Origin of the sequence: Croceicoccus sp. YJ47 (genome assembly GCF_016745095.1) — a bacterium.
Lineage (GTDB): Bacteria > Pseudomonadota > Alphaproteobacteria > Sphingomonadales > Sphingomonadaceae > Croceicoccus.
On record NZ_CP067087.1, the window covers coordinates 646,215 to 672,961 of the forward strand.

General features: G+C 66.8%; 22 protein-coding genes, 1 tRNA gene and 1 pseudogene. 5 read left to right on the forward strand and 19 right to left on the reverse strand.

Going from position 1 to position 26,747, the window contains the following annotated elements; genetic code table 11:
- Positions 1-3: 3 nt before the first annotated feature.
- Complete coding sequence (locus tag JD971_RS03100) at positions 4-870, reverse strand: ABC transporter permease (RefSeq protein WP_202085865.1); 867 nt, start codon at positions 868-870, stop codon at positions 4-6.
- 106 nt (positions 871-976) lie between these two features.
- Between JD971_RS03100 and JD971_RS03105 the strand changes: the two genes are divergently transcribed.
- The 5 genes from JD971_RS03105 (at position 977) to pnp (ending at position 6,298) form a co-directional block, all read left to right on the forward strand.
- Positions 977-1,699, forward strand: a complete 723-nt coding sequence (locus tag JD971_RS03105) for a GcrA family cell cycle regulator (RefSeq protein WP_202085866.1) — start codon at positions 977-979, stop codon at positions 1,697-1,699.
- A gap of 126 nt (positions 1,700-1,825) precedes the next feature.
- Positions 1,826-2,518 carry a site-2 protease family protein gene (locus JD971_RS03110; RefSeq protein ID WP_202085867.1) on the forward strand — a complete coding sequence of 231 codons (693 nt, stop codon included), beginning with the start codon at positions 1,826-1,828 and terminating at the stop codon, positions 2,516-2,518.
- Entirely contained in the window at positions 2,515-3,480 is a 966-nt protein-coding gene (gene truB, locus JD971_RS03115; RefSeq protein WP_202085868.1) for a tRNA pseudouridine(55) synthase TruB, read from the forward strand. Before JD971_RS03110 ends, truB begins: the two co-directional genes overlap by 4 nt.
- A 22-nt stretch (positions 3,481-3,502) precedes the next feature.
- Positions 3,503-3,772: a 30S ribosomal protein S15 gene (gene rpsO, locus JD971_RS03120; protein ID WP_202085869.1), complete on the forward strand. Its 270-nt coding sequence runs from the start codon at positions 3,503-3,505 to the stop codon at positions 3,770-3,772.
- 216 nt (positions 3,773-3,988) lie between these two features.
- Entirely contained in the window at positions 3,989-6,298 is a 2,310-nt protein-coding gene (pnp, locus tag JD971_RS03125; RefSeq protein ID WP_202085870.1) for a polyribonucleotide nucleotidyltransferase, read from the forward strand.
- A gap of 173 nt (positions 6,299-6,471) precedes the next feature.
- Here pnp and JD971_RS03130 read toward each other — a convergent pair.
- From JD971_RS03130 to JD971_RS03215, 18 genes and pseudogenes are all read right to left on the reverse strand, one after another.
- Positions 6,472-6,547: transfer RNA gene (locus tag JD971_RS03130), tRNA-Ala, on the reverse strand.
- Between the two features lie 117 nt (positions 6,548-6,664).
- The gene (locus JD971_RS03135) at positions 6,665-7,555 is read right to left on the reverse strand and encodes a hypothetical protein (protein WP_202085872.1); all 891 of its coding nucleotides are present in this window, start codon (positions 7,553-7,555) and stop codon (positions 6,665-6,667) included.
- Between the two features lie 306 nt (positions 7,556-7,861).
- The gene (locus JD971_RS03140; RefSeq protein ID WP_202085873.1) at positions 7,862-8,605 is read right to left on the reverse strand and encodes a Bax inhibitor-1/YccA family protein; all 744 of its coding nucleotides are present in this window, start codon (positions 8,603-8,605) and stop codon (positions 7,862-7,864) included.
- 162 nt (positions 8,606-8,767) lie between these two features.
- Positions 8,768-9,574, reverse strand: a complete 807-nt coding sequence (locus tag JD971_RS03145) for a pyrroline-5-carboxylate reductase (protein WP_202085875.1) — start codon at positions 9,572-9,574, stop codon at positions 8,768-8,770.
- Positions 9,575-9,587: 13 nt separating this feature from the next.
- Positions 9,588-10,076 carry a YbjN domain-containing protein gene (locus JD971_RS03150; protein WP_236672242.1) on the reverse strand — a complete coding sequence of 163 codons (489 nt, stop codon included), beginning with the start codon at positions 10,074-10,076 and terminating at the stop codon, positions 9,588-9,590.
- A 199-nt stretch (positions 10,077-10,275) separates the two neighbouring features.
- On the reverse strand, positions 10,276-11,181 hold the full coding sequence (locus tag JD971_RS03155; protein WP_202085879.1) for a M48 family metallopeptidase: 906 nt from the start codon (positions 11,179-11,181) through the stop codon (positions 10,276-10,278).
- A gap of 4 nt (positions 11,182-11,185) precedes the next feature.
- Complete coding sequence (ftsZ, locus tag JD971_RS03160; protein WP_202085881.1) at positions 11,186-12,778, reverse strand: cell division protein FtsZ; 1,593 nt, start codon at positions 12,776-12,778, stop codon at positions 11,186-11,188.
- A 199-nt stretch (positions 12,779-12,977) separates the two neighbouring features.
- Positions 12,978-14,243 (reverse strand): cell division protein FtsA, encoded by a 1,266-nt coding sequence (ftsA, locus tag JD971_RS03165; RefSeq protein WP_202085882.1) that lies wholly within the window; start codon positions 14,241-14,243, stop codon positions 12,978-12,980.
- Positions 14,244-14,250: 7 nt separating this feature from the next.
- Complete coding sequence (locus JD971_RS03170) at positions 14,251-15,180, reverse strand: cell division protein FtsQ/DivIB (protein WP_202085883.1); 930 nt, start codon at positions 15,178-15,180, stop codon at positions 14,251-14,253.
- Positions 15,177-16,052, reverse strand: a pseudogene (gene murB / locus JD971_RS03175) (UDP-N-acetylmuramate dehydrogenase). The gene JD971_RS03170 and the pseudogene murB overlap by 4 nt, the downstream one beginning before the upstream one ends.
- A 92-nt stretch (positions 16,053-16,144) precedes the next feature.
- Positions 16,145-17,566: a UDP-N-acetylmuramate--L-alanine ligase gene (gene murC, locus JD971_RS03180; protein ID WP_202085884.1), complete on the reverse strand. Its 1,422-nt coding sequence runs from the start codon at positions 17,564-17,566 to the stop codon at positions 16,145-16,147.
- Entirely contained in the window at positions 17,563-18,729 is a 1,167-nt protein-coding gene (gene murG / locus JD971_RS03185) for an undecaprenyldiphospho-muramoylpentapeptide beta-N-acetylglucosaminyltransferase (protein WP_202085885.1), read from the reverse strand. Before murG ends, murC begins: the two co-directional genes overlap by 4 nt.
- Positions 18,726-19,961: an FtsW/RodA/SpoVE family cell cycle protein gene (locus JD971_RS03190; protein ID WP_202085886.1), complete on the reverse strand. Its 1,236-nt coding sequence runs from the start codon at positions 19,959-19,961 to the stop codon at positions 18,726-18,728. The genes murG and JD971_RS03190 overlap by 4 nt, the downstream gene beginning before the upstream one ends.
- A complete protein-coding gene (gene murD / locus JD971_RS03195; RefSeq protein ID WP_371809706.1) occupies positions 19,958-21,316 on the reverse strand; it encodes a UDP-N-acetylmuramoyl-L-alanine--D-glutamate ligase in 1,359 nt (452 codons plus the stop codon). Before murD ends, JD971_RS03190 begins: the two co-directional genes overlap by 4 nt.
- Positions 21,313-22,374, reverse strand: coding sequence for a phospho-N-acetylmuramoyl-pentapeptide-transferase (gene mraY / locus JD971_RS03200; RefSeq protein WP_202085887.1), 1,062 nt, complete (start codon positions 22,372-22,374; stop codon positions 21,313-21,315). The genes murD and mraY overlap by 4 nt, the downstream gene beginning before the upstream one ends.
- A gap of 191 nt (positions 22,375-22,565) precedes the next feature.
- Positions 22,566-23,546 carry a hypothetical protein gene (locus tag JD971_RS03205; RefSeq protein WP_202085888.1) on the reverse strand — a complete coding sequence of 327 codons (981 nt, stop codon included), beginning with the start codon at positions 23,544-23,546 and terminating at the stop codon, positions 22,566-22,568.
- The gene (locus JD971_RS03210) at positions 23,543-25,027 is read right to left on the reverse strand and encodes a UDP-N-acetylmuramoyl-L-alanyl-D-glutamate--2,6-diaminopimelate ligase (protein WP_202085889.1); all 1,485 of its coding nucleotides are present in this window, start codon (positions 25,025-25,027) and stop codon (positions 23,543-23,545) included. Before JD971_RS03210 ends, JD971_RS03205 begins: the two co-directional genes overlap by 4 nt.
- The gene (locus tag JD971_RS03215) at positions 25,027-26,652 is read right to left on the reverse strand and encodes a penicillin-binding protein 2 (RefSeq protein ID WP_202087293.1); all 1,626 of its coding nucleotides are present in this window, start codon (positions 26,650-26,652) and stop codon (positions 25,027-25,029) included. The genes JD971_RS03210 and JD971_RS03215 overlap by 1 nt, the downstream gene beginning before the upstream one ends.
- Positions 26,653-26,747: the final 95 nt, after the last annotated feature.

The window sequence follows — 26,747 nt, forward strand, 5'->3', positions numbered from 1 at the left end:
CGGTCAGCTGCGGATCTTCCATCCCGACCGCAGCACCGCATAGACGATGAACGCGAGCACGAGGTTCAGCACGCCGAGCCCGATGGCCCCGTGCAGGACCGCCATGTTCGTGTCGCCGATGTCGCTGCGCCCCAGAAAGCCGAAGCGGAAGCCCGAAATCACGTAGAAGAACGGGTTCAGCCTGCTGATCGACTGAAAGAACGGGGCGAGGTTGTCGATGACGTAGAACGTGCCCGACAGCAGCGCGAGCGGTGCCACCACGAAATTCGTGACCGCCGCGTTATGGTCGAACTTTTCCGCCCAGATCGACGTCAGCATGCCGAGGAACGCCAGCATCGCCGTCCCCATCAGCCCGAACCACACGATTGCCCAGGGATGCGGCGCGGCGAGGTCGACACCGGGATAGAGCGCCATCGCCAGCGCCACGGCCAGCCCGACCAGCACGCCGCGCGTCACCGCCGCACCGACAATCGCGATCATCAGCTCCGCATTGGACAGCGGCGGCATCAGATAATCGATGATCGTGCCTTGGATCTTTCCGCCCAGCAGGCTGAAGCTGGAATTGGCGAAGGCGTTCTGCATCATGCCCATCACGATGAGGCCGGGCGCCACGAACGTTGCGAAATTCACGCCGAGGATTTCCCGCCCCGACCGGCCCAGCGCGACCGAGAAGATGACGAGGAACAGAAGCGTCGTGATCGCCGGTGCCCAGATTGTCTGCGTCTGCACCTTGAAGAAACGGCGGACCTCTTTCATATAGAGCGTCCACAGCCCGAGTCCGTTGACACGGCCGATAATAGGCTCGCCCGGCGCGCGAAAGCGCGAGACATGTTGCTTTATCGGGGCGGGCGTGATTTTCGGATCGTTCATACAGTCGGTGCGGTTACCGGCATGCGATGGGGATGGCAAGCAGCCCCGCCGCCTTCCACGCCGCGCCCGCACCCTGTCGGGCGAAAAGTTTTTGAACGGAGTATCCATGAGCTGGACCGAGGAACGCATCGCCACGCTGACAAAGCTGTGGGAAGGCGGATCGACCGCATCGCAGATTGCAGAGGAACTGGGCGGCGTGAGCCGTAACGCGGTCATCGGCAAGGCGCATCGGCTGGGCCTGAAATCGCGGCCCTCGCCGGTGAAATCGGGCGAAAAGGCGAAGCCCAAGCCGGCCAAGCCGAAGAAGGAGGCCGCAACGCCCGAACCCAAGGCGCCCGCAGCGGAACCGGTCGCGGCGAAACCTGCGCCCGAACCCGCGCCTGCGCCTGCCCCGGCCCCGGTGGAACGCCCCGTCCGCGCGCAGGCCGAGCCCGCGCCCGCCCCGGCCCCCGCCGCGAGCGAGGACGACGATGCACCCGCGCCGAAAAGCAGCCCGCGCATCGTGTCGGTCGGCCCCGGCGGCTTCCTGCGCCAGGGTCCGGGCGATCAGCAGCCGCCGATCCCGCCCGCGCCGCCGCGCCGGCTCGTACCTGCAAAACCCAGCCCGGACATCGCGGACAAGACCAGCCTTCTCGACCTTAACGAGCGGATCTGCCGCTGGCCGATGGGGCATCCGGGCGAACCGGATTTCCATTTCTGCGGCGAGGCGGTCAATCCCGGCTTCCCCTATTGCGTCGAACATTGCGGCCGCGCGTATCAGGCGCAATTGCCGCGCGGTTCGCGCCGCCCCCCGCCGCCGCTGCCGTTCGGCGGTCCGCGGGTGCGCTGATCTTCGGCTGATTCTTGAAAAAGGGCGTCCGGGCCGACCGGGCGCCCTTTTTCGTGGCCGGTCTTTTTCTCGCCCTCGGTAGCTCGGTGTGCTGGCCTTTGCGGGTTTCATCGCTATCTGACGGCCATGAACGAAACCCTCTATCTTGCCGCGGCGCTCATCGTTCCGCTCATCATCGCCATCGTCTTTCACGAGGTGTCGCACGGCTTTGTCGCGCGCATGCTCGGCGATCATACGGCGGAACGAAAGGGGCGGCTCACGCTCAATCCCGTTCGCCATGTCGATCCGGTCGGCACCTTGCTCGTGCCGGGCGTGCTGGCGATGCTGTCGATGCCGGTGTTCGGATGGGCAAAGCCGGTTCCGGTGGCAAAGAACCGCCTGCGCAATCCACGCATCGGCATGATGCTGGTCGCGATCGCCGGGCCGGGGAGCAATTTCCTGCTTGCGCTCGTCGGCGCGGTGTTGCTGGGCACGGTTGCAGGTCTGGCCGGGCCGGATGCGGCGGGCGTCGCCGGTTTTGCGCTGACCTCGCTCTATTATTTCATCGCGATCAATATTTTCCTCGCGCTGTTCAACCTGCTGCCGATCCCGCCCTTCGACGGGTCGCATATCGTGGAGGGGCTTCTCCCGCGCCGGGCGATACCGGCCTATGAGCGGCTCCGTCCGGCGGGCTTTGCGCTGGTGGTGATCCTGCTGCTTGTGGTGCCGTACGTGTTTCCGGGGCTCGGCATCGTGGAAAACGTCATCCTGCCGCCGGTGCAATGGCTGCTCGACAAATATATCGGCATCGCGGATCTTGTCGCCGGGTTCCGCACATGACGAACGGCTGGATCATACTCGACAAGCCGCTCGAACTCGGATCGACGCAGGCAGTTTCGGCGGTGAAGCGCAACCTGCGCGAGGCCGGGCTGGGCAAGGTGAAAGTGGGCCATGGCGGCACGCTCGACCCGCTGGCGACCGGCGTGCTGCCGATCGCATTGGGCGAGGCGACGAAGCTTGCGGGCCGGATGCTCGACGCGACGAAGGAATATGCCTTTACCGTGCAATTCGGCAGCGAGACCGACACGCTCGACACCGAAGGCAAGGTCATCGCCGAAAGCGACCGGCGCCCGCCGTTCGCCGCGATTGCGGCCGTGCTCGACCATTTCACCGGCCCGATCGAACAGGTGCCGCCGACCTATTCCGCGCTCAAAATCGATGGTAAGCGCGCCTATGACCGTGCGCGCGCGGGCGAGGACGTCGAGATGACATCGCGCCGCGTGACGATCCACGCGCTCGCCCTCGCGTCCGAGCGGCGGGACGAGAGCATCGCGGGCAGCTTCGCGACGGCGGGAGGAAGGCCCGACCCTTACGACCCTGGGGCCCCGCTCGAACTTGCCGAATCGGTCACGCTGCTGGCAAAAGTGTCGAAGGGTACCTATATACGGTCCCTGGCGCGCGATATTGCGCGGGCGCTGGGCACCTATGGCCACGTGACCATGCTGCGCCGCACGCGCGCAGGCCCGTTCGGCGAGGCGCAGGCGATTTCGCTGGACATGCTGAATGAAATCGGCAAGGGCGCGCCACTTGAACGCATTCTCCTGCCGGTAGAGGCGGGGCTGGACGACATCCCGGCCCTCTCCCTTTCCCCGGACGCGGCAGGGGCGGTCCGACAGGGCCGCAAATTGTCCGGGCTTGCCGAACCCGACGGAACCTACTGGGCGAAATCGGGCGAAACGCCGGTCGCCCTCATCGAGGTTGCGGATGGCGAGGCAAGGGTCCTTCGGGGCTTCAACCTTTAACAGGATGTCGCGGAGTAAGACTATGTCGGTTACCGCCGAAGAAAAACAGCAGATCATCCAGGACCACGCCCGCCACGAAGGCGACACCGGCAGCCCGGAAGTGCAGGTCGCCATCCTGACCCAGCGCATCCGCAACCTGACCGGTCACTTTGACGCGAACCACAAGGATAACCATTCGCGTCGCGGCCTGCTGGTCATGGTCAACAAGCGTCGTAGCCTGCTCGCCTATCTGAAGAAGATCGATGTCGAGCGGTATAACGAGCTGATCAAGAAATTGGGCCTGCGCAAGTAAGCCGAGAGTTACGGGAAAGCGGCCTCATCAAACGGGCCGCTTTTTCGCTTATGGGGTTTGCGCCACGCCGCGACCCCCGATCAAGGGCAAGGCGAACGCAATCCGGCGTCGCCGCCTGCAAACAGGGGCCGATTTGCCCCGCACCGGACCGGGACGGATATTCCCGGCAAGGAAACCCCGCCTGAGCAATCTGGCCTACGGGATTGAGGAAAGTACATGTTCGACACGAAAACCGTATCGATCGAGTGGGGCGGCAAGACGCTGACACTCGAAACCGGGCGCATCGCCCGTCAGGCCGACGGCGCCGTTCTGGCGACCTATGGCGAAACCGTGGTGCTGTGCGCCGTCACCGCCGCGAAGAAGGTGAAAGAGGGCCAGGATTTCTTCCCCCTCACCGTTCACTACCAGGAAAAATTCTCGTCCGCTTACCGTATTCCCGGTGGCTTCTTCAAGCGTGAGCGCGGCGCGACCGAAAAGGAAACGCTGACCAGCCGCTTGATCGACCGTCCGATCCGTCCGCTCTTCCCCGAAGGGTTCTACAACGAGATCAACGTCATCGCGCAGGTCATGTCCTATGACGGCGAGACCGAACCCGATATCGTCGCGATGATCGCCGCGTCCGCCGCGCTGACCATTTCGGGCGTGCCCTTCATGGGGCCGATCGGCGCGTGCCGCGTCGGTTACGAAGACGGCGAATACACGCTGAACCCGTCGCAGGCGCATGCCGCCGACACCGCGCTCGACCTGATCGTGGCGGCGACCGGGAATGCCGTGATGATGGTCGAATCCGAAGCCAAGGAGCTTTCGGAAGAGATAATGCTGGGCGGCGTGATGTTCGCGCATGACGAGTGCAAGAAGGTCGTCAACGCGATCATCGACCTCGCCGAGAAGGCCGCGAAGGATCCGTGGGAAATCGACGTCAGCGACGACCAGTCGGCGATCAAGGAAAAGCTGCGCGGGATCGTCGGCAACGACATCGCCGCCGCCTATCGCCTGACCGACAAGTCGGAGCGTTCGGACGCGCTCAACGCCGCCCGCGCCAAGGCGAAGGAGGCCTTCGCCGACGAAGACGGCCAGACGCAGATGACCGCCGTTAAGGCCGTGAAGAAGCTGGAAGCCGAAATCGTGCGCGGCGCCATCCTCAAGGACGGCACCCGCATCGATGGCCGCACCACGACGCAGGTTCGCCCGATCGAGGCGATCGTCGGCCTGCTGCCCCGGACCCACGGTTCGTCGCTCTTCACCCGCGGCGAAACGCAGGCCATCTGCACCACCACCCTTGGCACCAAGGAATCGGAGCAGATGATCGACGGGCTCGAGGGCCTGACCTATTCGAACTTCATGCTGCACTACAACTTCCCGCCCTATTCGGTCGGTGAAGTCGGTCGTTTCGGGGCGCCCAGCCGCCGCGACATCGGCCATGGCAAGCTTGCGTGGCGCGCGCTTCGTGCGGTGCTGCCGACGAAGGACGATTTTCCCTACACCATCCGCGTATTGTCGGACATCACCGAGTCGAATGGCTCGTCCTCGATGGCGACGGCGTGCGGTGGCTGTCTGTCCATGATGGACGCCGGCGTGCCGATCACGCGCCCGGTTTCGGGCATCGCCATGGGCCTCATCCTCGAAGGCGAGGAATTCACCGTGCTGTCCGACATCCTGGGTGACGAAGATCACCTCGGCGACATGGACTTCAAGGTGGCCGGGACCGAACAGGGCATCACCTCGCTTCAGATGGACATCAAGGTCGCGGGCATCACACGCGAGATCATGACCCAGGCGCTGAGCCAGGCGAAGGAAGGCCGCGCGCATATCCTGGGCGAAATGACCAAGGCGCTGGGCTCCGCCCGCACCGAGATTTCGCAGCACGCCCCGCGCATCGAGACGATCCAGATCGACAAGTCGAAGATCCGCGACGTCATCGGGACCGGCGGCAAGGTGATCCGCGAGATCGTCGCCGAAACCGGTGCGAAGGTCGACATCGACGACGAGGGCCTGATCAAGATCAGCAGCTCCGACAACAGCCAGATCGAGGCCGCGAAGAAGTGGATCGAAGGCATCGTCGAGGAAGCCGAAGTCGGCAAGGTCTACACCGGCAAGGTCGTGAACATCGTCGATTTCGGCGCATTCGTGAACTTCATGGGCGGCAAGGACGGGCTCGTCCACGTGTCGGAAATGAAGAACGAGCGCGTGGAAAAGCCGACCGACGTCGTGTCCGAAGGGCAGGAAGTGAAGGTCAAGGTGCTCGAAATCGATCAGCGCGGCAAGGTTCGCCTGTCGATGCGCGTCGTCGACCAGGAAACCGGTGAAGAGCTCGAAGACACCCGCCCGCCGCGCGAACCGCGCAGCGACCGGGGCGAACGCTCCGATCGGGGCGACCGCGGCGGTGATCGCCGTCCGCGTCGCGATGGCGACCGGGGTGGTCGTGGCGGACGCGGCCCGCGCCGCGAAGGCGGCAATCGTGGCGGCCCGGCCGACAAGGGCGAAGGCCCCGACCACATGCCGGCGTTCCTGAAGGACGACGATTGATCTGATCGCCGCGAGGCATCGGACATGAAACGGGCCGCGAGGGGAAACCTTCGCGGCCCTTTCTTTGCGCCGTCGCCGCAGGCACCGGCGGATGCTGTCCGCTTCGCTCACGCGAGGCGGCAGGGCGCACCCGTGGTGGCCCGTGCACGATCCCGGCGATAGGAAGAGGAGACTGGTGGAGCCGAGGGGAATCGAACCCCTGACCTCGTCATTGCGAACGACGCGCTCTCCCAACTGAGCTACGGCCCCGTTCCAGTCGTGTTCGCGGGCATATCTTCATCCGGCGAACGCGGCGCTGTTACCGCATGATGAGGCTGAGGCAAAGGGGGATTTTTCAAAATCCGCCCTTTGCCCGCCGGTTATCGATTATTGGCCGGTGGTGGTGACCGGCGGCGTCGTGCCATTCGGATCGGCGGAGGTCGCACCCACAGCAACCGGTGCCTCCGGAACCGGGGGAGCCGGCACGATCTGCGGTTGCAGAACGGGCGGAACGGCATTGACAGGGTCGGTCACGACCGTCCCTCCGGTCGCGGGCACGCCAGCGTTGGCCGCCGCGGGATCGACGGGATTGCCATTCGCATCGACCGCCACCGGCGCGATGATCGGTGCGGGCGCGAAACTGCGCGGCGTGTAGGGATAGGGCTTCCCGTAAGTGGCGAGATATCGGGCCTCCCACGCGGCGGCTTCTGCCTTGTACGCCTCGTACCGCTTGAAAAAGGCGAGAAACGGCTCTTCCATGCGGAGCAGCATGCCCGGCGCCGCCTCGCTCAGCCCGCCCTTCGGCATCAGCGCGAGCTCCTCGCTTACCGCGAGCGCGATCGGGCAGAACTCGTCCTCCATCGCAGGCAGCGCGAAATAATTATAGACCTGCGTCATGTAGGCGTCCTGCGGATCGCGGAACGTGGGGCCGTATTTCTGGCGAAATTCGCTATCCACCGTGCGGCCCGCGGCGGCGAGGTCGCGCGTGTGCGTTTCGAGAAACGCGCCATAGCGTTCCGCCATCGGTTCGTAGATCACGCCGTCGCAATTGAGCGCCGCGACATTATACGCAGAGCGCAGGTTCCAGACCGCCTGCGCCGGGGTCACCCACGTATTGACCGTCTGACGCACCCCGGTCGGATCGGTGCGCGGCACCTGAAGCCCTTCGTGGGCGCGGTTGGGCGCCAGAGGGCGGGCGGGGAATGCTTCCGGCTCGGGCGGCGGCGGCGGCGGCGGCGCCGGTTCGGGCGTGGAGGAACATGCCGCGATCGCGGTCATGCTGGCCAGGGCGGCCAATCGAAAAATCGTGGAAATGCGTCCCGCCATGCTATGCGACCCTCTCTCAATTCGGGGAGATATACCGACATTCGATCTGACCGATGGGCGATGACCGCAGCGTGAAGCGCTTGCAGCCCCGAAACAGATCGTGTCCGAACCCCCTTATGCGCCAAGCCGGGGCCGCTCGTAAATGGCGAATATCCAACAAAATGCCCGGCCGGATCGGGTCCGGCCGGGCACATGCTGTCATCGCCATTTCGTCATCCGGCCCGCCCGTGCGGACCGGAAGCGAGGGAGCAACCGCGATCAGTCGCGCTGCCCCATGAACATCAGCAGGAACTGGAACATGTTGATGAAATCGAGGTACAGCGAAAGCGCACCAAGGATCACCGCCTTGCCCATGAAATCCGTGCCGGCGAGCTGAAAATACTGACGCTTCAGCCGCTGCGTGTCATAGGCGGTCAGCCCTGCGAAAATCAGTACGCCGAGAAAGCTCACCGCCCACATCAGCGCCGCGCTCTGCAGGAAAATGTTGATCACCGACGCGATCAGCAGGCCGATGACGCCCATGATGAGGAAGCTGCCCATGCCGGACAGGTCCTTCTTCGTGGTGTAGCCGAACAGGCTGAGGCCGGCGAACGCACCCGCGGTTGCAAAGAACGTCGCCGCGATCGACGCGCCGGTATAGACGGCAAAAATCGTCGACATCGACGCACCCATGAGCGCCGCGAACGCCCAGAACAGGATCTGCAGCGTGCCTTGCGAAAAGCGGTTCGCGCCGAACGACATCGCAAAAACGATGGCCAGCGGCGACAGCACGATCAGCCACATCAGCGGCGAAGTCATGATCGCCACGCCAAAGGCGGTGTTCGCCATGACGAATGCCACCACGCCGGTCAGCGCGACGCCCATCGCCATATAATTATAGATCGACAGCATGTATTTGCGCAGGCCTGCGTCAAAGCCCTCCCGCGCCTGCATACGCCCGTCGAGGCCCGTGGACGCGCCGAAGCCCGTCCGGGTGGGCTGGGGATCGTTCCAGTTTGCCATTGTGTCCTAACTCCTCTGCCAACCCGCGACAAGGCGGGCCGTTGCATGCAATATCGGCCCGATCGCCCCCGAATTCAAGGGAAACCGGGCTACGACGACCTTGCGTTACAATCGGATACCAACGGGAAACAAATGTTTAACGCCGGTATCGTTTCGGCCGGTTCAGGCCTCTTTGGCCATCGCGATGCTGCGATCGCGCGCGTTGCGCAGCGTATCGGTCATCAAGGTCAGCATGCGGTCGTTTTCATCGAGCGTGTCCAGCCCGGCCTGCGTCACCCCGCCCGGCGATGCGACGCGGCGCGCCAGTTCGCCCGGCGAATGTTCGCTGTTCGCGGCAAGCGCGGCGGACCCTTCGACTGTGGCGAGCGCGAGCCGATCGGCCTGTTCGCGCGGCAGGCCAAGCTCGGTCGCGGCCTTGGCAAGCGAATCGATGAAGCGATAGACGAAGCCCGGCCCCGATCCGGCGAGGGCCGTGACGAGATCGAACAGGCTTTCATCCGGCAGCCATTCGCCCTGCCCCAGCGGCGCGGCGAGCGCATCGACCATGGCGCGCTGTTCGTCGCCGACATCCTTGCCGACGAGTGCGAGCGGCGATTTGCCGAGCGCCGCCGACAGGTTCGGCATGACGCGCACGATACCGCCCGCGCGCGGAAATTTCGACGCCAGCGTATCGAGCTGCGTCCCCGCCAGGATCGACAGCACGACCGTGTCACTCCCGATGAGCGGTTCGATGTCCGGCGCATTGTCGTTGAGCATCTGCGGCTTGATGCCGAGCATCACCGCATCGAACGTCTCGCCCTTGGGAAGTTCCTTGAGCAGGCGCACGCCATCGGGCGCATCCTCGCGATAGGGGTCCGCGATGGTGAAGATCGCCGGATCCACCCCCCCTGCGAGCCAGCCGTCCAGCATGGCACCCGCCATGTTGCCGCAACCGATCAACAGCATCGAGCCGGGTGTTTTCGTCGTCATCACGTTCATAATCTCAAGCTTCTCCTGCGGCATCGACGAGCGCGGATTGCAAGGCCGTCTGCGCGTCGCGATCGCCCCATAAAACGAATTGAAACGCCGGATAGAACCGGTCGCATTCCTCGACGGCCACCTCCACGGCGGTCTGCGCCTGTGACAGGCTAAGTAAGCCATCATCGCCCAGCATCAACCCGTGGCGGTAAAGCAGGACCGATCCGTTGGACCAGATATCGAAATGACCCAGCCACAATTGTTCGTTCACCAGGGTCATCAATTCGAACATCGTAACCCGCTTGTCCTGCGGCACGCGCGTTTCGGGCAGGCACAGCAATTGAAGCACGTTATCCTCGTGCCGCCAGATCGCGCGCAGCTGATACTTGGCCCAGGCGCCCTGCACCTCGCCGCTGATCTCGTCCTCGCCGATGAGTTCGTAGGGCCAGCTGCGCGCCTCGAAGAGCGACATCAGCATGTCGACGGGGGCCAGCTCCTCCTGGGTGCTCATCATTTTGCGTCCTGTCGTCATCGTCGCTCCCGCCGCATGGATCGCCCGCCCCGCGCGTGATGCGGGGCCAGCCTTCATGCTCGTGCCCTGCCGCACCCCCGCTTGCCAATCCGCGCCCCATGCCGCACCGGGGCATAACCCCACACAGCTGTGCAGACCATGTGGAAAACGACCCTCCCTGTGCCGGGATGGGTCGCATCGGTCATTCGCCCCTGCTGCGCCGGGCGCGTCGCCGCGATGCTTTCGCCCTGTCGGAGCGTGCCCTGTCGGAGCGTGCTTGCGGATCGGCAGCGATCGCGTCCATGCGCGGGAAACGCCCGAAGGTGGCCGCGGCGACCTGCTGCGCATTGCTCAGCCTCGGCATGACCCGCATATAGGGCGAAATCTGCGCGGCGAGTTCGGCCGGCAAGACCGTGCCGAGCAGTGCGACCGCCTCGCGCTCGTTCCCGCTGATGGCGAGCATGAAGGCCCGCGTGCGCCAACCCGAAAGGTCCTGCCGTTCGAGCAGCGGACGCAATACGGCATCGCCGGCGGCAAAATCGCCCCCGACGGCAAGGCTGAGCGCGTGGCGCCGGGTCAGCTCGTCCGCGACGTAATTATTGGGCGGAACGTCGCGCTGCTGCAGCAATTGCGCGGCAATCCGGTAGTAATACTGGGCCGAGGGCTGATCCCCGATGAGGTCGTAGGCGAGCGCGCGATCCGCGGCGAGATCGGCGACGGGCGCGCCATTGGCCTCGGCCTTCGCGAACTGGTCGAGCGCGGCCTGCGGCTCGCCCCGCAAGGCGAGGATCGCCGCCCGCACGGATGCAATGACAGGATCCGCCGGTGCGTGCTTCTCCGCTTCCTCGACATAGGTCAGCGCCGCTTCCGGATCGCCCAGCCGCACCGCCGCCACCGCAGCCTCGCGCAGCGCCCCCAGATTGTCGGGATCGCGCAGGAGCACCGCGCGCGCATCCGTCAACGCGATCTGATCCGGGCCGGGCAGCGGCTGCACCACCGGCACGGCCGCGACCGGCGAAACCGCGACGCCAGCGCCCGCCCCCACCGTCAGAACGGCGGCCAGGACCGGGCGCAGGCGGCGCGCCATGCCGGCGGAAAAGCCACGCATGCGCTTAACGATTGTTGCGACCCAGGAAGCGCGGGATGTTGAGTGCGCCATCGTCATCGTCGTCATCTTCGAGATCGACACGGCAGTTGTCGCGGCGGGGCGCATCGCGGCTTTCGTCGCGGCGGTCGTCCCGTCCGCGCGAAAGATTGGCCATGCGCTCGAACAAGGTGCTGCCGCCGCCCGAACTGCGCGGGGCCGGCGCCGGACGCGCCGGTGCGGGTGTGGGAGCAACGTCTTCGGGCGGGGTCAGGCGGTCGGGAGCCGGCGCGGGCGGCGGCGTGTGCCGGGGGGCGGGCTCTGCCTCCATCCCGCCAAGCTGCAATTCGTCGCTCGCGTCGGCGGGCGGCGGAATATCGGCCTGCTGATCGAGATTGAGTTCGAGCGGTTCGTCGTCGTGCGCATCCTCGGCGAAACCGTGGTCGGTGCCGGGCGCCTTCAACTCGCGATCATCGGCAGGGTCGGGCAGGCCGGCGCCACCATCCTGTGCCGCGCTGCGCGTTTCGGCCACCGGTGCGGGCGGCGCGGCGGGTGCGGGTGCGGGTGCTGGTGCGGGGGACGAGCCGGGATGGACCGGGGCACGGCCCGACCCCATGGAGAAACCCTTCACCGCGGGCGATTCCTGGCGGTCGGCGCTCTGATCGATGCCGGTCGCGACGACCGACACGCGAATCTTGCCCTCAAGATCGGGATTGAAGGCCGAACCCCAGATGATGTTCGCATCCGGATCGACGAGATCGCGGATATGGTTGGCCGCCTCGTCCACTTCCATGAGGCGCATGTCCTCGCCGCCGATGATCGACACGATGACGCCCTTTGCGCCCTGCATCGACACCCCGTCGAGCAGGGGGTTGGCGATGGCCTTTTCCGCGGCTTCGAGCGCGCGATTGTCGCCCTCGCCCTCGCCCGTGCCCATCATGGCCTTGCCCATCTCGCCCATGACCGAACGCACGTCGGCAAAGTCAAGATTGATGAGGCCCGGCATCACCATGAGATCGGTGATCGACCGGACGCCCTGCTGCAACACCTCGTCGGCGAGGAGGAAGGCTTCCTTGAACGTGGTGTCGGGGCTGGCGACCAGGAAGAGGTTCTGGTTCGGAATGACGATCAGCGTGTCGACGTGCTTCTGCAATTCCTCGATGCCCGCGTCGGCGGCGCGCATGCGGCGATTGCCCTCGAACATGAACGGCTTCGTGACCACGCCCACGGTCAGCACGCCCTTTTCGCGCGCGGCCTTGGCGATGACCGGCGCCGCGCCCGTGCCGGTGCCGCCGCCCATGCCCGCGGCGATGAAGCACATGTGCACGCCCTCCAGCATGCGGTCGATCTCGCCGATGGTTTCCTCCGCCGCCGCGCGGCCGACCTCGGGACGTGCGCCCGCGCCCAACCCTTGCGTGATTTCGGGGCCAAGCTGGATCCGGTCCTCCGCGATGGAGGAATTCAGCGCCTGCGCGTCGGTATTCACGACGACGAAATCGACGCCCTCGATCTCCGAACGGATCATGTTGGCGATGGCGTTATTGCCGGCGCCGCCGACGCCGATCACGGTGATGCGGGGGCGAAGCTCCTCAACCGCCGGCGGACCGATATTGATGCTCATGAAATTCTCCGGGACGAAAACCGTCGTCAGCGTTCAAAATTTAAGGCTGGCAAAATTATGGCGGGGTTTTGGCACAGAACAATTCATCGGGGCAAAGGGATAATGCAGATTTCCACACCCCAAAAAGCAGCACGGCGTGCCTTTGTCGCGCGCCTGCCCCGCTCCGTCGCGAAGGGCGGACCGGCCCCGCCATCCGCCCTCAGAAATATTCACGCACCGCGCGCACCATCCGCGCGAGCAGGTTGCGCCCGCCGCCCCTGGCCCCATCGCCGACCGACCCGTGCGCGCGTATGTCCACAGGATCGGCCGCCGCATGCAGCACCAGCCCGGCAAGGCTCGCAAATCCGGGCGTCGCATGGGCCTCGGGCAGGCCGGTCATCGCCGGCGCGCGGCCCGTGCGTACGGGCTTTGCCAGCGCCTGCTGCACATAATCGGCAAGTCCGGCCAGTTCCGCACCCCCGCCGGTGAGCACGATCTGCCGCCCGTTGCTTCCCCGCCCGGCCACGAAGCCCAGCGATTTCAGCGCCTTGGACACATCGTCGGTCCATCGGGCCAGCTGCCCGGTGATGACCGAGATCAGCTCTGCCCTCGGGATCATCTCCCCTCGGCCGGTGCTGTCCGCCGACAACGGTATCATCTCGCGGTTGTCGGTCGGGCTGGCGATCGCCGAACCATAGACGCATTTCAGCCGCTCTGCCTGCGCGCGGCGGATACCGAAGGCGGAGGCGACGGCATCGGTGATGTCGCCCGAACCATAGGGCAGCACGTCCATGCCGACGAGCATCCCGCCCGCATGGACGGAAATATGCGTGACCTCCGCCCCCATGTCGATGACCGCGACGCCGAGGTCGCGCTCCTCCTCGGTGAGGCAGGCGTGCCCGCTGGCGACCGCGGCACCGACGACGCCCGCGACTTCGAGATGCGCGCTCTGTACCGCCTCCATCAGATTGCGCAGCGGGCCGGTTTCCGCCTCCATCACGTGGATCGCGACCGAAAGCGTATCGGCATGAAGCCCGCGCGGATTGGCGACGCCCTGCGCCTGGTCGAGGACGTAGAACGCCGGTTGCGCGTGGAGCACGGCGCGCTGCTCACCCGCTTCGGGAATGATCTGATCGCGCGCATCGAGCAGCAGGTAATCGATGTCGTCCTGCTCGATCCGGCGTCCGCCGATCTCGATATCCACCTCGCGAATGGCGCTGGTGAGGCCGGCATTGGCGCATCCGATCCACACCGCATCGACCTGCACGTCGGCGGCGCGTTCGGCGCGTTCGATCGCATCGCGCACCGCATGGGTCGCTGCGTCCATGTCGGTGACATAGCCGCGCCGGATCCCGTCGGCGGCGCGGTGGCCCGAGCCCAGCACGATCATCTCGCCATCGCCGGTCAGCCCCGCAATCATGGCGGAGATGCGGAAGCTGCCGATATTGATGGCGGCGAAAATCTTTTCGATACGCGGTGCGGGCACGGCGGGTTCAGCCTCCGTCCGCGTCGCGCGCGCGTTCCGCGGCAAGCTCGGCCTGCGCCTTCGCCCGGCCCGGCACGCGCATGTAGGTGCGGTCGGGCGCGCGCATGTCGAACACCGCGACCTGCCCGCCGAGCAGGCGATTGGTGCCGTCGTCGCGCGCAAAGGTGACGAGCGCATCGCGCGCCTCCTCGTCCCCTTCGGGCAGGGCGAGCACCTGCCCGGTCGCGAAGGTCAGGTTCCAGCGCCGGTTGCCGATCCATTCCGCGCCGCGCACCTGCGGCTTGAGCGCGGGCGCGATGTCGAGCAATTGCGCAAGGTCGATCGCCCGATCCTCCGCCCCCTCGCCCGACAGGACGAGCATTTTCTCCGCCCGGCCCCGCGGCACCGGCTCCAGCCTGTGGCCAGCGGGATCGATGAGCACGAATTCCTCGCCCTGGCGCAACACGGCATGCGGTTTGCGTTCCACCACGTCGATCACCAGCGCATCGGGCAATTGCCGCGACACGCGCGCATCCTGCACCCAGGGCAGCGCGACCAGATCGGCGCGCAGGCTGTCGAGATCGAGCAGCGGCATCGGCACGTTGCGCGCGGCGAGCGCCTTGGCATAGATCGCCTGCTCGTCCATGCGGTTCACGCCGCGCACCTCGATCCGGTGCACGGCGAAACCGGCGCTGTCCGCCGCATCGGCCACGCGCGCGCGGATCATCTCGGGCACGCCGAGCAGGACGGCCAGCCCCCATGCCGCGATGGCGAGCGCCGCCGCGATCAGCAGCTGAAAGAATTTCTGCAAGCCGCGTTCGGAAACGGGCAGCACGCGCATGATCGCATCGGCCGCCCCCCCGGTGCGCGCCTTTGCCGTGTTGACGGCCTTGCGCTTGCCCTTGGCGGCGGCGGCGCGGCGCACGCCCTTTCCGCCGCGGCGGATGGTCGTGCTCATGCCCCCGCCTCCACCGGCTCGCCCGCGAAACGGCCGACGCGGCGGATTTCCCAGTCCAGCGTCACGCCCGAATGCGCCTTGACCCGGCGGCGCACCTCCTCGCCCAGCATTTCGATGTCGCGGCTCGTCGCCTCGCCCGTGTTGATGAGGAAATTGGTGTGCTTCTCGCTCACCTGTGCATCGCCGATGGCGAGACCGCGGCACCCCGCCGCATCGACGAGTTGCCAGGCCTTGTGCCCGTCGGGATTCTTGAACGTGGACCCGCCGGTTTTGGTGCGCAAAGGCTGGCTGTTTTCGCGCGCTTCGGCGATGCGGTCCATCTCGTCGCCAATGGCATCGGGGTCGCCCGGCGTGCCGCGGAACGTCGCGGCAGTGACGATCGCGCCATCGGGCAGGTCGGAATGGCGATAGCGATAGCCCATGTCACCGGGACCGAACGTGGCGGATGTCCCATCGCGCAGCACGACATCGCATGCGACGAAAATATCGGCCACCTCGCGCCCATACGCGCCGCCGTTCATCCGCACGAACCCGCCGACCGTGCCGGGAATACCGCGCAGGAACTCCATGCCCGCAATGCCCGCATCGCGGGCGCTGCTCGCCGCCAGAATGCCGCTCGTCCCGCCGCCCATCCGCAGGGTCGTGGGGTCGAGCGCCTCCACCTCGGCGAAGGCCTTGCCCAGCCGCACGACGACGCCGTCCACGCCGCCATCGCGCACGATCATGTTGGAGCCGAGGCCAATTCCCATCACCGGCACCCAGCCGGGCAGCGCGGCGAGGAATTCGCACAGATCGTCAACATCGGCCTACTCGAACAGCAATTCGGCCGGTCCGCCCGTCTTGAACCAGGTATATTTGGCGAGCGGCGCCATCGCGCGCAATTTCCCGCGCGGCGCATCGATGGCGAACGCCCCGCCATTCAGCCGTATATCGAGACGACCCGCATGCGCGACCAGATCCGCCATCACGCGCCCCTTTGCGCCGCAACGGCATCGGCCAGCCCCGCGGCCCAGCGGGTGATGTCCCCCGCGCCCAGGCACACGATCATGTCGCCCGGCTCGACAACGCCGGCAAGCGTTGCGGCGAGTGCATCGGCATCCTCGACCACGGAGGTCTGCCGATGGCCGCGATCCTTCAGCCCGGCGACAAGCGCATCGGCATCCACGCCCTCGATCGGCTCCTCGCTCGCGGCGTAGACCGGCGTGACATAGACGATGTCGGCATCGTTGAAGGCGCTCTGAAACTCCTCCATATGGTCGCGCAGGCGGGAGTAGCGATGCGGCTGCGCCACCGCGATCACCCGGCCCGTCGCCCCTTCGCGCGCGGCGGACAACACGGCGCGGATTTCCACCGGGTGGTGACCGTAATCGTCGATCACGATCGCTGGTTCGCCGCCGGTCGCGATCTCGCCCACCTTGGTAAAGCGTCGCTTGACCCCGCCGAACCGGGCAAACCCGTCGCGCACCGTTTCGAACGGGCATTGCATTTCGACGGCGACGGCAATCGCGGCCAGCGCGTTCTGCACATTATGGCGGCCCGGCATCGGCAATTCGATGCCCTCGATCCGTTCGGCGCTGCCGTCGCGGTGGCGGATGGCGACGTCGAACCGATTGCCGCCGGGCACCGGGGTCACGTTCTCGCCGCGGATGTCGGCCTGCGCGCTGAAGCCATAGGTGACGACGCGGCGGTCGCGGATCTTCGGCAGGATCGCCTGCACCTCCGGATGGTCGAGGCACAGCACGGCGGCGCCGTAGAACGGCACGTTCTCGATGAATTCGACGAAGGCGTTCTTCACATTGTCGAAGCTGCCGTAATGGTCGAGATGTTCGGGGTCGATATTGGTGACGACCGCGATCGTCCCGTCGAGGCGGAGGAAGCTGCCGTCGCTTTCATCGGCCTCCACCACCATCCATTCGCTGGTGCCGACGCGCGCGTTGGAGCCGTAGCTGTTGATGATGCCGCCATTGATGACGGTGGGGTCCACACCCCCGGCGTCGAGCAGGGCGGCGACCATCGATGTCGTCGTCGTCTTCCCATGGGTGCCGGCGACCGCGACGGTGCGTTTCAATCGCATCAGCTCGGCCAGCATTTCGGCGCGCCTGACCACAGGGATCCGGTTTTCGAGCGCGGCGACAACTTCCGGATTGTTGCGGCGGATCGCGGTGGAGGTGACGAGCACGGCGGCGCCCGCGACATTTTCCGCTTTCTGCCCGATCATCACCGGGATGCCTTTTTTGCGCAGCCCCTCGATCACGTGCCCTTCGGAAATGTCCGAACCCTGCACGTCATAGCCGAGGTTGTGCATGACCTCGGCAATGCCGGACATGCCGATTCCGCCGATCCCTGCAAAATGGATGGTGCCGATGTCTGTGCCGACGCCCTTCATGCGCGCATCCCCCGCATTTCGCCGCGCGCGTCGGGCTGTTTCATGCGGATCACATCCATGAGCGGTGCGCCGCCGAACCCTTCGACCAGATCGGCAAGATCGCTTGCCGCGTCGGGGCGCCCGCAATTCCACATGGCATGGGCGGCGGCGGCGAGCGTTTCCGGGGTACGCGCAAGGTCGGCGACCTGCGCGGCCAGTTCCGCGGGCGTGAATTGCGGCTGCCGGATCGACCGCGCGCCGCCGGCGGCCACGATGTCGCGCACATTGGCGGCCTGGTGATCGTCGGTCGCGATAGGCAGCGGCACGAGGATCGCGGGGCGTCCCACCGCGGTCAGCTCCGCAATCGTCGATGCGCCCGCGCGTCCGATGAACAGATGCGCATCGGCGAGCCTTTGGGCCATATCCTCGAAATAGGTTCCGAGCTGTGCCGTGATGCCATGCGCGGCATAGGCGTCGCGCACCGCCTCCATATCCTCCGGTAAGCATTGCTGCGTCACGTGGAGCCGGCGCCGCAGCGCGTCCGGCAATTGCGCCAACCCGTCCGGCACCACCTGCGACAGCACGCGCGCACCCTGGCTCCCCCCGGTGACGAGGATGCGCAACGCCCCGTCCTCGGCATATGCGGGAAAGGGCTGACTGCGCAGGTCCAGCACGGGCCCGCGCACCGGATTGCCGACGAGTTCGGCCCGCGCGCCCGCGCCCTTTGGCATGCGGTCGACCTGTTCATAAGCGGTCGCGACGATATTGGCATTGCGGGCAAGGAAACGGTTCACCCGCCCCAGCACCGCGTTCTGTTCATGGATGATCGACGGGATGCGGGCCGATTGCGCGGCCAGCAGCGCCGGCAATGCGGGATAGCCGCCAAAGCCGACGACCGCCGACGGTTCGAATTCGCGGAACAGGCGCAGCGCCATCTTGCGCCCCGACAGGATCGCGCCAATCCCCTTTATCTTCGCGAGGATGCCGCCATCCATCCGCCCCGCGGGCAGGACATGGGCCTTCATCGCATGCGGCATGCCGGGGATGGCCGCGCCGCGTTCGTCGGTGATGAGCGCGACCCGGTGTCCCCGCCCGATAAGTTCGGTGCCGAGCGCGAAGGCGGGGATGAGATGCCCGCCGGTTCCGCCCGCGGCCAGCACGTAGTGGCGCGAAGCCTTCGTCATGTCCTGCGCCTTCCTTGCAACGCGTTGAAACCGTCGCGCCCCAGATACGGATTGCGGCGTGTCACCGCCAGCAGCAGACCGATGCTGAGGCACAGGGCAATCATCGACGAACCGCCATAGCTGATCAATGGCAGCGTCATGCCTTTCGACGGGAAAAGCTGAAGATTGACGGCGATATTGATGAACGCCTGCCCGCCAAGCAGGGCGGCAAGCCCCGTCCCGCCGAGCACGGCAAAAAGATCATCCTCGTCCCGGAGCCGCCACAGCACCCGCACCACCAGCGCGCAAAACAGCAGCGAAATCGCCGCCACGGACACAAGGCCGAACTCCTCCCCGATCACGGACAGGATATAATCGGTATGCGCCTCGGGCAGCGAATTCTTGCGCTCCCCCATCCACAATCCGCGCCCGAACCATCCGCCCGACAGCATCGTCTTGCTGGCGAGATCGACCTGGCTGAAGGCCTCCCCCCCTTCGAGGAAAGCGTCGATGCGGTGCCGCGCATTGTCGTAGAACATGTAGGCGAGCCCGACGATCGAACCGATCGCCCCGACGGCGAGTCCGATATGGCGCCACGGCATGCCCGCACACAGCACCAGCACGAACCACACCCCGCAAAGCAGCATCGCCGCGCCGAAATCGGGTTGCAGCATCAACAATCCGACCGAGAGCAGCAACAACGCCCCCGACGCCGCGATCACCGGGAGACCGGGGTCGCGCACCTTCCACGACAGGATCCACGCCAGCGCAAGCGCGAAGGCCGGCTTGTAGAACTCGCTCGGCTGAAACGAGGCGCCGACATTGATCCAGCGGCGCGCCCCGTTCACCTCCGCCCCGACGAACGGCACCAGCACCAGCAGTGCCAGCATCCCCGCCGCCAGCACGATGGCGAAACGGCGGGCAAGGTCGCGCGGCATCATCGAAGTCGCCGCCATCACCCCCGCGCCCAGCACGAGCCAGCGCACATGCGGCCAGAAGAAATAGAGATCGGGCAATGTCTTGCGCGCGGTCGAAAGCCGCTCTGCGCTGGCGGCGGAACCGGCCGCGACCGCGATGATGCCCGCGATCATGAGCGCGGCGACAATGCCGAGCAGCACCCGGTCGATCTCCCGCCACCAGATGGCGAGTTCGCGGCGGCGCCCGCGCCGGTACCGGTTCGATTTACGGGCGATATGGACGCCGCGCGTCTCGCCCGCGAACTGGCCGCTTTCGAAATGAGGGGTCACGTTCATGGCTGCTGTCTCGCCTCCTCGATCGAACGCACGTTCTGAATGAAGCATTCGCCGCGCTTTTCGTAATCGCGAAACTGGTCGAAACTCGCGCATGCGGGCGACAGCAGCACGACATCGCCCGGCGCGGCGGCGGCGGCGGCGGCATGGACAGCCTGGCCCAGCATTTCCGCCCGCGTGACGGGGACGTGCGGCGACAGAAGACCGGCAAACATCTCGCCCGCCTCGCCAATGGTGTAGGCCGCGGCCACGTGGTGCAGCCAGTCTGCGCATTCCTCCAGCGCGTCCCCCTTGGCCAGCCCGCCGACGATCCAGTGGATGCGGGGCCGCCCCTCCCGCGGCGCGAAGGCGGCGAGCGCCGGCGCGGCGGAGGCCGGGTTCGTCGCCTTGCTGTCATTGATGAACACGGTGCCGCCAATGTCGGCGACACGCTGCATCCGGTGGGGCAAGCCTGTAAAGCTGGCCAGGGCGCGCGCGATGTCCGCATCGTTCAGCCCGCATGCCCGCGCCGCGGCGGTCGCGGCCGCGACATTGGCCCGGTTGTGCGGCCCCTGCAGCGCGGGCCAGTCCGACTGCTGCGACGGGATCGCGACATCCTCGATCACGGTGGGCGCGCGCCCGGCGAGCGCCTGCGCGACCTGCGGGATGGTGCGCAGCGACCGCGCATCGACAATCGCCGTGCCCGCGCCGCCCTGCATCTCGAAAAGGCGGGCCTTCGCCGCGGCATAGTCTGCGAAACCGTCGTCGTACCGGTCGAGATGATCGGGCGTCAGGTTGAGCAGCATGGCGCAATCGCACGCCAGCGAATGGGTGAGGTCGATCTGGTAACTCGACAGTTCGAGCACATAGACGCCTCCTTCGGAAAGCGCCTCGGTCGCGAGGATGGGAATCCCGATGTTCCCGCCCATCCGCGCGGCGATGCCCGCGGTGTCGAGCATGTGCTGCACCAGCGCGGTCGTCGTGGATTTTCCGTTGGTGCCGGTAATGCCGACGACCTTGTGCGGCGGCATCGCGGCGCGGTTCTGCGCGAAAAGCTCGATATCGCCGATGAGCGGTACGCCGGCCTCCTGCGCGATCCCGGCAATGGGATGACGGTTGAGCGGCACGCCCGGCGATACGACGATCCCGTCGAACCCGGCAAGCGTGCCCGCGTCCATCTCGCCCAGTTCGACGCGCCCGTCGCTTGCCGCCATCGCGGCGTCGCGCGCATCCGCGTCCCGGTCCCACGCCCGCACATGCGCCCCGGCATTGAGCAGGGTGCGCACCGCCGCCTGCCCGCTGCGCGCAAGGCCGAGCACGGCATAGCGACGCCCGGCGAAAACCTGCGGCGACAGGATCGAGGCGGCGCCCCCGCTCACCGCAGTTTCAACGTCGCAAGCCCGATCACGGCCAGCACGATGGCCACGATCCAGAAACGGATGACGACGGTGGATTCGGCCCACCCCTTCTGCTCGAAATGATGGTGGATCGGCGCCATCTTGAAGACGCGCTTGCCCGTCCGCTTGAACCAGAACACCTGAATGATGACCGACGCGGCCTCCAGCACGAAAAGCCCGCCGACGATGCCGAGCACGACCTCATGATGCGTGCCCACCGCGATGGTGCCGAGCGCCCCGCCCAGCGCGAGCGAACCCGTATCGCCCATGAACACGGCGGCAGGCGGCGCATTGAACCACAGGAACGCAAGCCCCCCGCCGATGATCGCGGCGCATAGAATGGCAAGCTCGCCCGCGCCCTCCACAAACGGAATGCCGAGATAGGCGGCAAAATCGGTCCGCCCGACGAGATAGGCGATGATCGCAAACGTGCCCGCCGCGATGATGACCGGCATCGTGGCCAGCCCGTCGAGCCCGTCGGTCAGGTTCACCGCATTGCCCGCGCCGACGATGACGAAGGCGGCGAACACGTAATAAAGCGGGCCCAGCGGAATACCGAACGTCACGAAGGGCAAATAAAGGCTGGTATCGCGCACGATCAGCCATGCCGCGATCCCGGCAATGAGAAATTCCCCCGCCAGCCGCACCCTTCCGGGGACGCCCGCGTGGCTCGATTTGCGCACCTTGTCCCAGTCGTCGAGGAAGCCGATCAACCCGAATCCCACGGTCACCGCGATGCACGCCCACACCAGAAACGAACGCAAATCCATCCACAGCAGCATGGAGACGGTCACGCTGATCAACACGAGCAGCCCGCCCATCGTCGGCGTGCCCCGCTTGGCCAGATGCGTCTGCGGCCCGTCGAGGCGGATCGGCTGCCCCTTGCCCTGGCTCAACCGGAGCATGTTGATGAAGCGCGGCCCCATCACCAGCCCGATCACGAGCGCGGTGAGAAGGCAGGCTCCGGCGCGGAATGTCTGGTACCGGACAAGATTGGCCAGCCCCTCGAAATTCAGCCACTCGGCAATCAGAAAAAGCATTGAAATTCCCTTGGCGCACCGGCGAACCGGGTCGGCGCGATTGCAATGTCCACAAGGCCGGCGCACGCGACCTGCGATAATGCCATGGGCGATTGGGTGCCGCTTGTGAAGAACCCTGTTGTCCGGTTTCCCCGACGCGGCGCGGCGCGCGCGGATCGGGGCGGGATCGAAATGGCCCGCCGTGCCATGGTTCAGCCCGCCCTGCCCCCGGACGCGCCGCCCCCCGAAGCCTTGCCTGCAAAGGCATCGTCGGCCAGCGTCATCGCCGCCGCGCCGAGCGATGCACCCGCCGCACGCATCGCGCCGATAACCGCCATCGTGGCATCGGCATCGGCGCTGTCGGCGATGGTATAGCACAGCGGACGGCCATGGATTTCAACCGAGAGCAGCGTCCCGCCAAACGGTCCGGCCACGCCATCGAGCAGGCGAATGTCGGCACTCGCCCGGCGGCCATAGCCGGTGACCGCGGCGCCCGCGTCCATCGCCGCGGCGCGCCAGCGTGCAAAATCGGGATGGTCGGCGGGTAGGACGGCGGCGCCGCCCGCCTCGACCGAAGCGGCGGCGCGGCGGCCGGCCTCGCGGCCTGTGCCCGGCCCGAGAATGACGAGATGGGGCCGCAGCACTTCGGGAGCAGCGACGCCGTCGATCCCGAACAGCGCATGGCTGCGATCCGCCGCCATCCGGCATAGCGCGAGGTCGAGCCCCTGTGCCGTGTCGCTCGTCCAGCTTGTGCCCCGGCTGGCGAGCTTGAGCGCGCGGCCCAGCACATCGGCCACCGCGCCGCCGGTAAAGCCGAGGATCGCCATGACCGTACCGCGCGCCCGGTTGCGCGACGCGCGCGCGAGCCGCGACAGGGCCTCCCCCGTTTCGTCGACGAGGATATGCGGGCCTTGCACCCGCTGCGTGGTGACGATGCCGGCGGCGCCTTTGGCCCGTGCGGCCTGCGCATCGATGTGGCCTCGCGCGAAATAAAGCGTGCCCTGCTCCACATCGTCCGCGATGGTGGCGACATCGGTTGCGGCGAAATCGCCGATCAACTGCCCGCCGACCGAACTTGCCACCGCCTGCGCGCGCCAGAGCGGCTTGTCGGCGAGGCCGTGCGTTTCCGCAATGATCTGCGCACGGGTGGCGGAGGGGACGGGGCGTATGCTGACCTTGGATGCACCACTCATGCTGCGCACTCCCTTGCTACGGTAACGTCGTCGAACGGTTCGATCCGCTGCGCCTCGCCGCGCCCGTGGATCTGTCCCTGCTCGTGGCCCTTCCCGGCGATGAGGACGATATCGCCCCGCCCGGCCTCGCCAATGGCGGCGGCGATGGCCTCGCGCCGGCCCGCGACTTCGCGCAAGATCCCTTCATCGGCGCCGGCAAGAATCGCGGCGCGGATGGCGGAGGGGTCTTCGCCGCGCGGATTGTCGTCTGTGACGATGGCGATGTCGCTGGCGCGTGCGGCAACCGTGCCCATCGGTCCGCGCTTTCCGGTATCGCGGTCGCCGCCCGCGCCGAACACCGTGATGAGCCGCCCCGACACGTGCGGGCGAAGCGCGGCAATCGCGGCCTCCAGCGCGTCGGGCGTGTGGGCGTAATCGACATAGACCGGCGCGCCCGCCCGGTTGATCGCCGCGCGTTCGAGCCGTCCACGCACCGGTTGCAAGCGCCCCATCGCATCGAACACCTGGGCCGCGCCCGGACCGTCCTTCCCGCCCGTCACGATGGCCAGACCTGCGGCACACAGCGCATTCGCCGCCTGATACGCGCCGATCAGCGGAAGGCGGATCGTGCGTTCCTGTCCATCGTGCAGGATGGCAAGCTCCTGCCCCAGCTCGGTCGGTGTGCGCGACAGGAGGCGGATCCCCCCGCCCCCGTCATCGCCGCCATCCCCGTTCTCACCCACCGCGAAGAGCCGCAATCCGCGCCGCCGCACCCGGTCCGCGACGGCCGCGCTCTTGCCATCGTCCATCCACACGACCGCGGCGCCGCCATCGTCGACGACCTCTTCGACAAGGCGCATTTTGGCCGCGAAATAATCGTCCATGTCGGCGTGATAATCGAGATGGTCACGCGACAGATTGGTAAAGGCACACGCCGCAACCGGCAGGCCTTCGTTGCGATATTGGGAGAGGCCGTGGCTCGACGCCTCATACGCGACATGGGTGACGCCCTCGCGCGCGAGGCCCGTCATGTTCGACAGGAAGGTCGCGATGTCCGGCGTGGTCAGGCCGGTCGACACCGATTCGTCCGGCGTCGTCACGCCCAGCGTGCCGATCGACGCCGCGGAAAAGCCGCACATGCGCCAGATCTGCCGCGTCATTTCCACCGTCGATGTCTTGCCATTGGTGCCGGTCACGGCGACGACGGTCTGCGGCGTGGGGCGGAAAAAGCCCGCCGCAATCCGGGCAAATGCGCGGCGCGGCTCCGCATCGGCGATGTGGATCGCGCCGTCGACGTGGGCCTCGGGCCGGGCGACGATGGCGACCGCACCCGCCGCGATCGCATGCGGGATGTAATCCTCGCCATTGGCGGCGCTGCCCCGGAACGCGCCGAAGACGCTGCCCTTGGCGACCTTGCGATTGTCGATGGCAAAGCCGGTGACTTGCGTCTCGCCCGCGACCGGTTCGTATCCCGCACGTTCGAGTAGCGTATTCAACCGCATCAATGCGCTCCCCCCACCAGCGGCATCAGGTCGGACAGGTCGATGTCGCGGTTTTCTTCCGGATACACGCCCAGCATCGGGCCGATCCGCGGCACGAGCCGACCGACGGCGGGCGCCGCATTCCATGCCGCGGTCCGTTGATACGAGGTGGCGGGCGTGCCCTTCGGCTCGTCGAACATGGTGATCACGACATAGCGCGGATTGTCCATCGGAAAGGCGGAGGCAAAGGTCGTCACCAGCGTCGTGCGGGCATAGCCGCCATCGGTCGGCTTTTCCGCGCTGCCCGTCTTCCCGCCGAGACGGAAGCCCGGTGCCTCCGCCTTGCGCCCGGTGCCGTCGACCACGATCATGCGCAGCATCTGCCGCATGCGGGCGCTCGTCGCTTCCTTGAACACGCGGCGGCCCTTGGGCGCTTCGCCGGGGGCGAGCTTGTGCAGGGTCGCCGGGCGCCAGATGCCGCCGTTCACCATCGCGGCATAGGCGCTGGCGAGATGGAGCGGCGTCACCGCGATGCCGTGGCCATAGGCGACCGTCATCGTCGTCAGCCGCGGCCATTCCCCGCTCCGCCAGATGGGAAAGCCGCGCGCCGGAAGTTCGATCCGGGGCCGCTCGTTAAAGCCGAGCAGCTCCATCTTCGCCTTCATGCGCTTCGACCCCAGCTCGTCCGCGATCTGCGCCGTGACGATGTTGGAGGAATGCATCAAGGCTTCGGGCACGTTGAGGCTCGCGCCGAGCGAGTGGCTGTCGCGAATGGTGAAGCGCCCGACGCGAAGCCCGTGGCCGGCCGGGTAACGCCGCGCCAGATTGGTGACCGTGCCCGCGTCGATCGCGGCGGCAACGGCGAGCGGCTTGAACGTGGAGCCGAGTTCGTAGACCTGGTTCGTGACCCGGTTGAACATCAGCTTCATGCCCTCCTCGTCGATCTTGTTCGGATCGAAGGAGGGAAGCGAGGCGAGCGCGATCACCTCGCCCGTATCGACGTCGAGCACGATGCCCGCCGCGCCCAGGGCCTGCGCCTCGCCAATGCCGCGCATGAGTTCATCCTCGAGCGCGGCCTGCACCCGCGCGTCGATCGAAAGCGGCACGGGCGTGCCGCGCGTCGCCCGGTCGGACAGCTGCGCGTCATACACCTGCTCCATGCCGACGCGCCCCTTGCCGTCGGACGCGACATAGCCCAGCACATGCGCGGCAAGATTGCCTTCGGGATAATAGCGGCTGGGCTCTTCGGGCGGGTTCAGCGCGGGCTCGCCAATGGCGAACACCTTCGTGGCCTCTGCGGGGAGGATACGGCGGCGCAGATATTGCCCCTTGCCCGAGGCGAGCCGCCGGGTCAGGTCCGCCTCGTCCATGTCGGGAAAGATCGCGACCAGCTTTTTCGCGATTTCGGCGGCGGGCCGGGTCAATGGCGGACCGCCCTCCATCGCCTTGGGATTGAACCAGAGCGCATAGGATTGAAAATCGCGCGCCAGCGGGACGCCGTTACGGTCGGTGATCTGCCCCCGATCGGGAAGCAGCGCATCGCCCGCGCGCACGGGCACGCCGTCGCTTTCAAAAAAGCCCAGCACCGCGACGCGCAGCAACAGCACGGCGGTGAACATGGCGAAGAAAAACGCGATCCACGCCATGCGTTGCCGCGCCTGGCGCAGGGCGGTCGTGCGGATGTTGCCCCGGCTCGCCGGCGGGGGCGCGGCATGGATTTCGCCATGCGCGCCGTTCGCCT